The 11092-nt window shown below is 61.7% G+C and carries 9 protein-coding genes and 1 other RNA gene; 6 read left to right on the forward strand and 4 right to left on the reverse strand.

All coding sequences use genetic code 11. The features are described 5' to 3' along the window. Nucleotides 1–19: 19 nt before the first annotated feature. Both ftsY and GTP55_RS03245 read right to left on the reverse strand, forming a co-directional pair. A complete protein-coding gene (ftsY, locus tag GTP55_RS03240) occupies nt 20–1063 on the reverse strand; it encodes a signal recognition particle-docking protein FtsY (RefSeq protein ID WP_161043547.1) in 1044 nt (347 codons plus the stop codon). 129 nt (nt 1064–1192) lie between these two features. Further along, nucleotides 1193–2140 carry a MerR family transcriptional regulator gene (locus tag GTP55_RS03245; protein WP_161043548.1) on the reverse strand — a complete coding sequence of 316 codons (948 nt, stop codon included), beginning with the start codon at nt 2138–2140 and terminating at the stop codon, nt 1193–1195. 779 nt (nt 2141–2919) lie between these two features. Between GTP55_RS03245 and GTP55_RS03250 the strand changes: the two genes are divergently transcribed. Next, a complete protein-coding gene (locus GTP55_RS03250; RefSeq protein ID WP_161043549.1) occupies nt 2920–4011 on the forward strand; it encodes a porin in 1092 nt (363 codons plus the stop codon). A 72-nt stretch (nt 4012–4083) separates the two neighbouring features. Next, entirely contained in the window at nt 4084–4617 is a 534-nt protein-coding gene (locus GTP55_RS03255) for a hypothetical protein (RefSeq protein WP_202423513.1), read from the forward strand. On the opposite strand, the gene GTP55_RS03260 is transcribed toward GTP55_RS03255, so the two are convergent. Beyond that, nucleotides 4612–6327: a thiamine pyrophosphate-binding protein gene (locus GTP55_RS03260; RefSeq protein WP_161043550.1), complete on the reverse strand. Its 1716-nt coding sequence runs from the start codon at nt 6325–6327 to the stop codon at nt 4612–4614. The two genes, GTP55_RS03255 and GTP55_RS03260, sit on opposite strands and share 6 nt — an antisense overlap. Before the next feature lie 120 nt (nt 6328–6447). On the opposite strand from GTP55_RS03260, the gene rnpB reads away from it, so the two are divergent. Beyond that, nucleotides 6448–6783: RNase P RNA component class A (gene rnpB / locus GTP55_RS03265), an RNA gene on the forward strand. A gap of 18 nt (nt 6784–6801) precedes the next feature. Beyond that, the gene (gene glpK, locus GTP55_RS03270; protein ID WP_161043551.1) at nt 6802–8286 is read left to right on the forward strand and encodes a glycerol kinase GlpK; all 1485 of its coding nucleotides are present in this window, start codon (nt 6802–6804) and stop codon (nt 8284–8286) included. A gap of 1 nt (nt 8287) precedes the next feature. On the opposite strand, the gene GTP55_RS03275 is transcribed toward glpK, so the two are convergent. Beyond that, the gene (locus GTP55_RS03275; protein WP_161043552.1) at nt 8288–9070 is read right to left on the reverse strand and encodes an alpha/beta fold hydrolase; all 783 of its coding nucleotides are present in this window, start codon (nt 9068–9070) and stop codon (nt 8288–8290) included. 112 nt (nt 9071–9182) lie between these two features. On the opposite strand from GTP55_RS03275, the gene GTP55_RS03280 reads away from it, so the two are divergent. Beyond that, complete coding sequence (locus tag GTP55_RS03280; RefSeq protein ID WP_161043553.1) at nt 9183–10100, forward strand: LysR family transcriptional regulator; 918 nt, start codon at nt 9183–9185, stop codon at nt 10098–10100. Between the two features lie 557 nt (nt 10101–10657). Continuing rightward, on the forward strand, nt 10658–11086 hold the full coding sequence (gene mraZ, locus GTP55_RS03285) for a division/cell wall cluster transcriptional repressor MraZ (protein WP_161043554.1): 429 nt from the start codon (nt 10658–10660) through the stop codon (nt 11084–11086). Nucleotides 11087–11092 lie beyond the last annotated feature (6 nt).

Genomic DNA, 11092 nt, shown 5'->3' on the forward strand with positions numbered 1-11092 from the left:
AGAGGTCTGGTGAGTAGGATTAGCCAAGCAGTGCTTCGACAAATTCGGCAGCCACAAACGGCTGCAGGTCTTCGATCTTCTCGCCCACGCCGATGAAGTACACCGGCACCGGACGCACGCGCGCAATCGCGGCCAGCACGCCGCCCTTGGCGGTGCCGTCCAGCTTGGTAATCACCAGGCCGGTCAGCTTGAGGGCATCGTCGAAGGCTTTCACCTGCGCCAGCGCATTTTGCCCGGTATTGCCGTCGATCACCAGCAGAGTTTCGTGCGGTGCGCCGTCCATGCCCTTGCCGATGACGCGCTGGACCTTTTTCAGTTCTTCCATCAGGTGCAGCTGGGTCGGCAGGCGGCCGGCGGTGTCGATCATGACCACGTCCATGCCCTTGGCTTTGCCGGACTGCACGGCGTCGAACGACACGGCGGCCGGGTCGCCCGAGGCTTGCGAGATCACGGTGATGTTGTTGCGCTGGCCCCAGACCATCAGCTGCTCGCGGGCGGCGGCGCGGAAGGTGTCGCCGGCGGCCAGCAGCACCGACTGGCCGTGGGTCTGCATGTGCTTGGCCAGCTTGCCGATGGTGGTGGTCTTGCCGGCGCCGTTGACGCCGGAGATCATCATCACGGTCGGCGTGTGGCGGCCCAGCACGAACGGGCGCTCCAGCGGCGTCAGCAGGTCGATCAGCAGCTGTTTCAGCGCGGCCTTGACGGCGGCGGCGTCGAGCAGCTTGTCTTCCTTGACTTTGCGCTTGAGCTCGGCGAGCAGGTATTCGGTGGCGTCGACGCCGGCGTCGGACATCAGCAGCGCCGCTTCCAGCTCGTCGTACAGGTCGTCGTCGATCTTGGCGCCGATGAACAGCACCGACAGGTTGCTGGAGGTCTTGGACAGGCCGGCCTTCAGGCGCGCCATCCACGATTGCTTACGTTCCGCCGGCTCTTCGATCGGCAGCAGGTCGGCAACATCGGGCGTGACGGGAGCGGAAGGGGACGCGGAAACCACGGCCGGGGCGGCGACAGGCGCCACAGGCGCTTCGGGAGCGACAGGTTTTTTCTTGAAGAAGCTGAACATGGATATGTAAATGGGGTGCTGGCCAGCACGGGAATTTGCCTATTTTACCAGAGCGCCACCCCGCAAGGCCAAAGCACAGGGGTCTGACCCGTACGGGTCAGACCCCGCGACGGATCGGAGTGCGGGGTACTAGCCAGCGGCCAAGATTGCGGCACGCGCGCGCCACTCGGCAATCGCGCCCGCCAGGCCCGCCAGATCGAACACCCGCACGTACGGCGGTCGCCGGCGCTTGAGCGCGGCATTGGCGCCGCCGGCCCACAGGTCGGCGCAGCCGGCCAGACGGGCATGCAGTTCGGCCAGGCCATCGAGCGCCTGGCGCGGATTCATCGCCACCGAGAACGACAGCGCAATGATGTCCACCCGTTGCGCGCGCGCCGCTTCCACGATATCCAGCAGCGGCGTCTGCACGCCCAGCGAAATGCAGTGCGCGCCTTCGGCCACGCACATCGCCTCGGCCATCAGCAAGCCCAGGCCGTGGCGTTCCTGGGGCAAAGTCGTCAGCAGAATGCGCGGTGCGCCCGGATTGCCCTGACTGGCCTGCGGCATGGCAAAGATCGCGCTGCGCATCACCACCGTCAGCGACTCGGTATATAAATGTTCTTCAAACGTGGCCAGCTGGCCGCTGGCCCAGGCCTCGCCGATCAGCGTGGTGAGCGGCGCCACCAGTTCGATCACGAAACTTTTCAGTCCCATCATCAGCAGCGCCTGCGACAGCCGGCGGCGCAGCGTCTCCATTTGGTGGCTTTTGCATAAATCCAGGTAGGTCTGCAGTTCCGGCGCCGGCGCCGACGGCGCGTCGCCCTTGCCGCTGGCCTTGCTGCTCAGTTGCTGCAATTCGTCGGTGCTGTATTGAATCACCTTGCCGGGGCGGAAGCCCAGATCCAGCAGCCGCTTGATCAGACGCAGCTTTTGCACCTGTTCGATCGGGTAGACCCGTTCGCCGTTAAGATCGCGCAGCGGTTGCGGAAAGTCGTAGCGGCGTTCCCACACGCGCAGGGTTTCCTTGGCCACGCCGGTGTCGCGTTCGACGTCGCTGATACTGCTGGGAACGAGTTGTGGGGTAACTTTATTAGTCATCAGATATAAACAAGCTGCACGGGGGCAGGGTGCGCCAGCGCATTTTACCTGTGTTTTTGATGGGCACGGGGGGCAAAATTGCCATTCAATGAATCGATTTCATGCACCAAAAGCGTGCAATGGTGCAAAAAACTGCACCGATATGTCTCCTGAATACAACAGGTAGCAATTTCTTACAATTCGGTAACGTCATGCAACTTCCTGCGCTTTTTACAAAATTTACTACACAAATAAAGCTGTAATGCTAGGAGCAAAGTTGGTTTGTGGCCTATTTTGCTTGAGAAAATCACCGAACAAAGTCAGGAATTGTTAGCTTATTACCATTTGGTAGAGAGGAGTGTGGCGGTGGTTCAGTATAAAATAGCGTCAGAAATAGCAATGTGGCTATTTTTACTTGGTCCGACGAAGAAGTGGCACACACCGTGTTCATCGTGCGGAAAACTCGGCCTGTTTCGCTTGATCGGCAGGAAATATTGCGATGCGGTAAAATGCCGCTGCTTTGAAAAACAGACAAGTATGCAGACGGTTCAGCATGAATGGTTTTACACTTGTTGAAGTTTCTTAGCATCAGTATAGTGCCGCCTCCGGCGCCCCATGAGGGCGCTGCGATAATAGCCGGCGTAGATTGATCGGCCGCAAGTGAACGTGTCCCATGATTGGGGCACACAGTGGCAGCTGGGGAGTTTGCCCTCACGCACACAACGGCACAAGCCGTGAAGCACCGAACACGCCGCACTACTGGCTTATTTTTACAGCAACACAACTGAAGGAAACACGTAATGAAAAAATCCCTTATCGCTATCGCCGTACTGGCAGCAACCAGCTCCGCAGCATTCGCTCAGTCGAACGTCACCATCTACGGCATCCTGGATGCTGGCATCACCGCAGAACGTGGCGGCGCCCAAGGCAACGTCACCAAAGTGACCAGCGGCGCAGCTTCGGCATCGCGTATCGGTTTCAAAGGTACTGAAGATCTGGGCGGCGGTCTGAGCGCTATCTTCAAACTGGAAACCGGCGTTAAAGTTGACGACGGCACCCTGGACAACACCAACAGCGCGCTGTTCAACCGTGAAGCCTATGTTGGCCTGTCGTCGAAAACCGCTGGTTCGCTGACCCTGGGTCGCCAGTACACTCCGTACTACGAAACCCTGCGCGACGTTGGTGATCCATTCGCCATGGGCTACGCTGGTACCGCTAAAAACCTGTTCCCAGTTGCCAGCTACATGACCCGCAACTCGAACGCTGTTGTGTACAAAACCCCTGACCTGAACGGCTTCAGCGGCGCTGTTTCCTACAGCCTGGGCGAACAGCAAGGCGACGCATCGGCTGCCCGTCAAGTTGGCGGCTCGCTGGGTTACAAAAACGGTCCTCTGAACGTTGCTGTTGCTTACAACATGAAAAACAACGACACCTCGGTACTGAAAACCGCCGGTGTTGGCCACAACTCGCTGATCGCTGCTAACTACGACTTCAAAGTAGTGAAAGTGTTCGCTGCCTTCTCGAAAGACAAAGGCCAGGGTTCGGCACCAATCAACGGCGCAGCTAGCGCAACCGCAACCACCAACGCGTTCGGTTACACCTTCGCCCAAAGCGCTGACAGCCAGGACGCTCTGGTCGGTCTGACCGCGCCAGTGTCGGAAGCCGGCACCGTGATGGCTTCGTACATCCGTAAAAACGACAAAGAGTCGTTCAACCGTGACGCTGACCAGTGGGCCATCGGTTACAACTACGCTCTGTCGAAGCGCACCAGCACCTACGTTGCTTACGCTAAAATCAAAAACAAAAACGGCGCAGGTTACACCGTTGGTAACAACACCGAAGCCGGCACCGGCGACAAGGCCTTCAACTTGGGTCTGAAACACTCGTTCTAATCTGATTATTCAGGTTTAGATTCAACAACGGCTGCCTTGTGCAGCCGTTGTTCATTTCCGAAAGCGATCACAATGACACGACGTGCCCTGTTTGCCGGCGCCATCCTGCTGGCCTCCTGCGCCGTGCTGGCCGCCCCCAAGACAAGCAAAAAGCCCGGCATGCTGCCGCGCTACGGCATGCTGGTGTTTTCCGATTTATGCATCCATGCCGACAGCGGCGAATTCGGCGGCCAGCGCATCACGCTGCAGCGCTTTGCCGAGGTGGACACGATTCTGTATGAATATACCGCAGGCGGCCTGAGCTGGCCGGTGGTGGCCAGCGACGTGACGATTGATCCGCGCGGCCAGCAGCTGTACTTCACCGTGCGCCCGCCGGACGAAGACGAGCGCACCATCAGCGGCAAGCTGGCCGACGGCGGCAAGACGCTGGTGCTGGATGGCGGCTATTGCGGCGATGAGGCGGTGCCGATGCGCTTGCAGCTGGTGACGGACTTCGGCCGCAAGGCCGGCGTGTGCCGTGCCTGCCCTGTGCCCAAGCCGCAGAAGGAAAAAAAAGAAGACAAGCCGCTGCTGGACAGCGGCTCCACCACTACCGCCGGCTTATGATTGAGCCGCTTTGGCGGCCTGCGCCGCTGCCGCTTGCTGGCGGATGGTCTCCAGCGTGGCGCCCGGCGTGATCAGGTTGCCGTCGTAGCGCAGCTCGATCAGCGCCGGCAGGTTGTTCGCGCGCGTGTGCGCCAGTGCGCGTTCCAGTGCCGGCGCGAATTCCTCGGTCTTCGTCACCACTTCACCCGTGCCGCCATAGGCCACCGACAGCGCGGCAAAATCCGGATTGCGCAGCGTGGTGCCCGACACGCGGCCCGGATACTCGCGTTCCTGGTGCATACGGATGGTGCCGAACATGGCGTTGTTGAACACGATGATGATCACGCCCGCCTGATACTGCACCGCCGTCGCCAGTTCCTGGCCGTTCATCATATATTCGCCGTCGCCGGCAAAGGTGATCACGGTGCGCGACGGATCGATGATCTTGGCGGCGACGCCGGCCGGCACGCTGTAGCCCATGGCGCCGCTGGTCGGCGCCAGCTGCGTGCGCATGCCGCCGTAGCGGTGGAAACGGTGCGCCCAGGTGGCGTAGTTGCCGGCGCCGTTGGTGACGATGGTGTCATGCGGCGCCAGCTGGTCGATCTGCTGCACCACTTGCCACAGGTCCAGCGGCGCCTTGCCGTCCTTGAAGATGGCCGGCTGCTGCTGCCAGTCTTTCAGCTCGGCGCGCGCTTCGGCCACCGTGTGCTGCCAGGCGCCGGCGTCGACCGGCTGCATGGCCGCCAGCATCGCCGCCATCTGCGGCATGCCGCTGTTGATCATCACTTCCGCCTGGTAGACGCTGCCCAGTTCCTCGGCATCCGCATGCACGTGGATCAGGCGCTGCGCCGGCACTGGCGCTTGCAGCAGGGCGTAGCCGCTGGTGGTCATCTCGCCCAGGCGCGGGCCGATGGCGAGGATGACGTCGGCTTCGCGCACGCGCGCCGCCAGCTTGGGATTGATGCCGATGCCGACATCGCCGATGTACTGCGGGTGTTCATTGTCCAGCAAATCCTGGAAGCGGAAGGCGCAGCTGACCGGCAGCTGATTGGCTTCGGCAAAGCGCTGAATGTCGGCGCAGGCTTGGGCGTTCCAGCCGCCGCCGCCCAGCAGTAGCAGCGGTTTTTTGGCGCCGGCCAGCAGGCCGCGCACGGTGTCGATCTGCGCGGCGGACGGCGAGGCTTGCACCGGCTGGTAGCAGCGGGTGTCGGCCACGCTGGCCCTGGTGGTCAGCATATCCTCCGGCAGCGCCAGCACCACCGGGCCGGGCCGGCCGCTGGTGGCGATCTGGAAGGCGCGCGCGATGTATTCCGGCATGCGGTCGGCGCGGTCGATCTGCGTCACCCACTTGGCCATCTGGCCGTACATGCGGCGGTAGTCGATTTCCTGGAACGCTTCGCGGTCGATGAAGTCGCTGCCGACCTGGCCGATGAACAAAATCATCGGCGTCGAATCCTGGAACGCGGTGTGCACGCCGATCGAGGCATTGGTGGCGCCGGGGCCGCGGGTGACGAAGCAGATGCCTGGCTTGCCGGTCATCTTGCCGTAGGCGTCGGCCATGAAGGCGGCGCCGCCTTCCTGGCGGTTGATGATGAAGCGGATGGCGGAATCGTGCAGGGCGTCGAGCACGTCCAGGTAGCTTTCGCCGGGGACGCCGAAAGCGGTGTCCACGCCGTGGATCTTCAGGGCGTCGACCAGGATCTGGCCGCCGGTGCGGGATGGTTGCGTCATTGTGGTGAGCCTTTTGCGGTGAAGGTATCACGGCATTCTACGGCGGCGCCGGACGCGCTGCTTTGGCAATGGCGACACCAAATTTCAGATTTGCAGGCGCGGACTGGTACAATAGCGCCCGAAGCAAGCCAGACAGCCGCTGGTCAGCGTGTAATGCCTGACGGGAGGAAGGTCCGGACTCCATAGAGCGGGGTGACGGTTAACGGCCGTCCGCTGAAAGTCCCTCACGGGATATAAGGCGAGGAATAGGGCCACAGAGACGAGCGTATTAAGTTACGGTGAAACGCGGTAACCTCCACCTGGTGCAATTCCAAATAGGCACGCGATGATGCTGCTCGCGGAGCGTGCGGGTAGGAAGCTTGAGCGCTGGAGTAATCCAGCGCCTAGAGGAATGGCTGTCATAGCGCAGGTTCGCCTGCGCCGTAACAAAATCCGGCCTATCGGCTTGCTTCAACTAACAACCATTTTTTCGCGATGAAAAAATACATTCTTGCCCTGGACCAGGGTACGACCAGTTCGCGCGCCATTCTGTTTGACCACCAGGGCCAGATTTGTGGCTGCGCGGCGCAGGAATTTCCCCAGCATTTCCCCCATCCCGGCTGGGTCGAGCACGACCCGCATGACATCTGGCTGAGCCAGTTGGCGGTGGCCCGCAAGGTGCTGGCCGATAACCATGTCAATGCGCATGACGTGCTGGCCATCGGCGTCACCAACCAGCGTGAGACCACCGTGGTGTGGGACCGCAAGACCGGCGAGCCGATCGCCCCGGCCATCGTCTGGCAGGACCGCCGCACGGCCGATATCTGCGACGCCTTGCGCGCCGACGGCAAGGCCAGGAAAATTACCGACATCTCCGGGCTGGAACTGGATGCCTACTTCTCCGCCACCAAGCTGAAATGGCTGCTGGATCACGTGCCGGGCGCGCGCGAAAAGGCGCGGCAGGGCGGGCTGGCGTTCGGCACGGTCGACAGCTGGCTGGTGTACAAGCTGACTGGCCAGCATGTGACCGACGTCAGCAATGCGTCGCGCACCATGCTGTTCAACATCCATTTGATGCGCTGGGATTATGACCTGCTGCACCTGTTCGATATTCCCGAGCAGGTGCTGCCTCAGATCGTCTCGTCCAGCGAGGAAGTGGGCAACACGCATGCCAATCTGTTCGGCGCGCCGATACCGGTGGCTGGGATCGCCGGCGACCAGCAGGCGGCCACCTTCGGCCAGGCCTGCCATCAGCCGGGCATGGTCAAGAATACCTACGGCACTGGCTGCTTCATGCTGATGCATCTGGGACGGCATCCGGTGGCCTCGCACAACCGCTTGCTGACCACGGTGGGCTGGCGCGTCGATGGCGCGACTGATTATCTGCTGGAGGGCAGCGTCTTTATGGGCGGCGCCACGGTGCAGTGGTTGCGTGACGGACTGGGCATCATCAAATCGTCTTCAGAGGTCGAGGCGCTGGCAGCCAGCGTGCCGGACAGCGACGGCGTGTTCATGGTGCCGGCTTTCGTCGGCCTCGGCGCGCCGCACTGGGACGCTTACGCGCGTGGGGCGCTGTTTGGACTGAGCCGTGGCAGCACGCGCGCCCACATCGCCCGCGCCGCGCTGGAAGCCATCGCCTACCAGAGCGCCGAGCTGATGGCGGCAATGCAAAAGGACGCTTCGCTGCCGCTGACCGAAGTGCGCGCCGACGGCGGCGCCGCCCGCAACGACCTGCTGATGCAATTCCAGGCCGACTTGCTGGGCGTGCAGGTGGTGCGGCCGAAAGTGACCGAAACCACCGCCCTCGGCGCCGCCTATCTGGCCGGCCTGGCGGTCGGCTTCTGGGAAACGCAGGAAGAAATCGCCGCCCAATGGATTTGCGAGCGCCGCTTCGAGCCGGCCATGAGCGCCGACCGCCGCGCGGAATTACTGGCCAAGTGGTCGCGCGCCGTCGAGCGCTCCAAGGATTGGGAAAACTGAATCAGCCCAGCGAGGCAAGGAAGTGGTCGATTGCCTCGGCAACGCCCTGCGGCGATTCCAGCGGCGACAGGTGGCCTGTGCCGGGCAGCACGCGCAGCGTCGCTTGGGGAATGCGCGACAGCACTTCCGCCTGCAAGACTTCCACCGGATCGACCTTATCCTGTTCCCCGGCAATGACGAGGGTCGGCACGGCGATCTTCCTTACCTCATTGCTGATGTCCTTGCGGCTGGTGTAGTTTGGCCATGCAATGCGCGCTTGCGGGGCGCCGCGCAGGCTGTCATCGATAACCTGCTCACGCTGGCTGGCGCTGAGCGGCTTGGCGGTCAGCATGTGGTCGATGCTCATGCTCACCGACTCGGCCGAGTTGTAGGCGCTTTCCATCGCGGCGCGCGCTTCCGGCGCCAGCGCCAGCGGGGTCGGCGGCGCTGGCGCGACCAGCACCAATCCCATCAATCCTGGCGGCCGGCGCGACGCCAGCAACTGGGCGATCTTGCCACCCATGGAGTGGCCGATCAGCACGTACTGTTTGAGCGCCAGCGCGGCAATCAGGTGCTCGATGTCGGCGGCGAAGTCGGTCAGGGCGTAGGCGTTGTTCTCCGCCGCGTCGGAATCGCCCCAGCCGCGCAGGTCGGGGGCAATGGTGTGATGGCCGGCGGGCAGGGCGTCGATCACCGCCTGCCAGGTGCGCGACGAGCCGCCCCAGTAGTGCAGGAAGACCAGCGCGGGCCCTTTGCCGCTTTGTTCGCTGACGTGAAGCCGGATGTTGTTGACGGTGATATGCATGGCGATACTCCTTTATGGATAACTGGCCGCTCATTGTAGATTCGCGCAAATGCCGTGATAATCCCTATATCTTTATCATAAATCGATCGTAATATGATCGAATGGAGTTGCCGTGGACCGTTTTGCCTGTATCTCCGTTTTTGTGGCGGCAGTGGAAGAGGGGAGCCTGGTGGCGGCCGGGCGCAAGTTCGGCCTGTCGGCGTCGATGGCGGGCAAATACCTTGGCGGGCTGGAGGCTGAGCTCGGCGTGCGCCTGCTCCAGCGCAGCACGCGCAGCCTGAGCATCACCGAGGCCGGGCAGGCCTACTACGCGCGCTGCAAACGTATCCTGGAAGAGTTTGATGAGGCCAACCGGGAAGCCAGCGACAACGCCGCCACCCTGCGCGGCCGGCTGCGCATCGCCGCGCCGGTCAGCTTCGGCGCCTTGCACATGGGCGACGTGGTGGCCGGCTTTCTGGCCCAGCACGATCAGGTGACGGCCGAAGTGATCCTGGACGACCACTACACCGACCTGCACACGGCCGGCATCGACGTCGCCATCCGCATCGGCCGCCTGCCGGATTCCGGGCTGGTGGCGCGCCGGCTGGCGCCATGCCGCATGGTGTTGTGCGCCGCGCCGTCTTGGCTGGCAACGCACGGCACGCCGCACACTCCAGCCGATCTGCGCGATGCGCCACGCCTGGCCTTCAGCGGCGCGGTCACCGCCGGCGACTGGAGCATCACCAACGCCGCCCGGCAGGGGCACACCATCGCCGGGCCGCTGCGGGCCCAAGCCAACAATATGCAGCTGCTGCTGGCGATGGCCGTCGCCGGCCTGGGCATCGCCTACGGCCCGACGTTTGCGTTCGGTCCCGCGATCGCCGAGGGCAGGCTGGTGCAACTGTTGCCGGCGTACGTGCCGGAGGAACTGGTGGTGCAGGCGATTTATCCGAGCGCCCGCCACTTGCCGTCCAAGGTGCGCAGCTTTGTCGATTACCTGGCCAGCGCGTTTGCCGGCGACCCTGTTTGGGACGATTTTCAGCGCGTATAATAGCGTTGATGCGCCGCAAAATTTGTATAGACAAGTTGCGCTGTCGGTGTTGCCATGAAGTAAAGTTGAGTTGGTTGCGTGTGTTTTGTGAAGGTTCCCTCATTCCGCGTAAGCGCGCTGTTGATGCGCTTCTCGTCTCTATCCCGCGTATTTCCCCTGCCGATTCCCTGCTTGTCAATTTGCTACTGCAATGTTGGCGGTTTGCAACTTTATGCATTTAGATCACTATTTTTAACCGCATAATTTTTACGCAAAACACATGGGTATAGATGAAGTGTCACCTTCACAACCTGACATAAGTACTTAATTTATTGAACTATTTTGTTTCTAGCTGGCTTCAAGGAATCGCGCTAAGTCCTTAATTTCATTACTAAAATCGCTGTTTCGATTGGCTGAAAGCGCTTGACCACCATTCGTGCATCCTCTAAAGTGGGCATCTGTGTGAAAAAGTGTCTTTTTGTGGGAAATTTTGCCTGACTTAGCGGACAGGGGAGATGAAATACGAATGGTCATAGTTTCATGCTCCGCTAACCATACTGAGGTCAAAAGGTAATCACGTGTTTCAAGGCGCGTCCGCAATCAATCTCGATGCCAAAGGCAGGATGTCCATCCCTGCCAAGCACCGTGACGCGCTGTCGATCCAGTGTGAAGGCCGCCTCACCCTGACGCGCCATCCCGACGGCTGCGTCATGCTGTTTCCCCGTCCTGTGTGGGAACAACACCGTCAACAGATCTCCGCCTGGCCCCTGCAAGCGCGCGCCTGGCAACGCATTTTCCTCGGTTACGCCACCGACGTGGAAATGGACACCGCCGGCCGCATCCTCATTTCGCCCGAACTCCGCGCCGCCGTCGGCCTGGACAAAGAGGTGATGATGATGGGCATGGGCTCTCACTTCGAGATCTGGGACACCGCCAAGATGGCGGAAAAAGAGCAGCAGGCCCTGGAGGCCGGCACCCCTGATGTACTTGCCAATTTCTCCTTCTAAGGCCCC

The sequence above is a fragment of the Duganella margarita genome (assembly GCF_009857535.1).
In the GTDB taxonomy this organism is placed as follows: Bacteria; Pseudomonadota; Gammaproteobacteria; order Burkholderiales; family Burkholderiaceae_D; genus Rugamonas; species Rugamonas margarita.

Bases quoted from the DNA above. Each gene is read 5' to 3' on its own strand.
- ftsY (WP_161043547.1), bottom strand. From the start codon at position 1,063: ATGTTCAGCTTCTTCAAGAAAAAACCTGTCGCTCCCGAAGCGCCTGTG.
- GTP55_RS03245 (WP_161043548.1), bottom strand. From the start codon at position 2,140: ATGACTAATAAAGTTACCCCACAACTCGTTCCCAGCAGTATCAGCGAC.
- GTP55_RS03250 (WP_161043549.1), top strand. From the start codon at position 2,920: ATGAAAAAATCCCTTATCGCTATCGCCGTACTGGCAGCAACCAGCTCC.
- GTP55_RS03255 (WP_202423513.1), top strand. From the start codon at position 4,084: ATGACACGACGTGCCCTGTTTGCCGGCGCCATCCTGCTGGCCTCCTGC.
- GTP55_RS03260 (WP_161043550.1), bottom strand. From the start codon at position 6,327: ATGACGCAACCATCCCGCACCGGCGGCCAGATCCTGGTCGACGCCCTG.
- glpK (WP_161043551.1), top strand. From the start codon at position 6,802: ATGAAAAAATACATTCTTGCCCTGGACCAGGGTACGACCAGTTCGCGC.
- GTP55_RS03275 (WP_161043552.1), bottom strand. From the start codon at position 9,070: ATGCATATCACCGTCAACAACATCCGGCTTCACGTCAGCGAACAAAGC.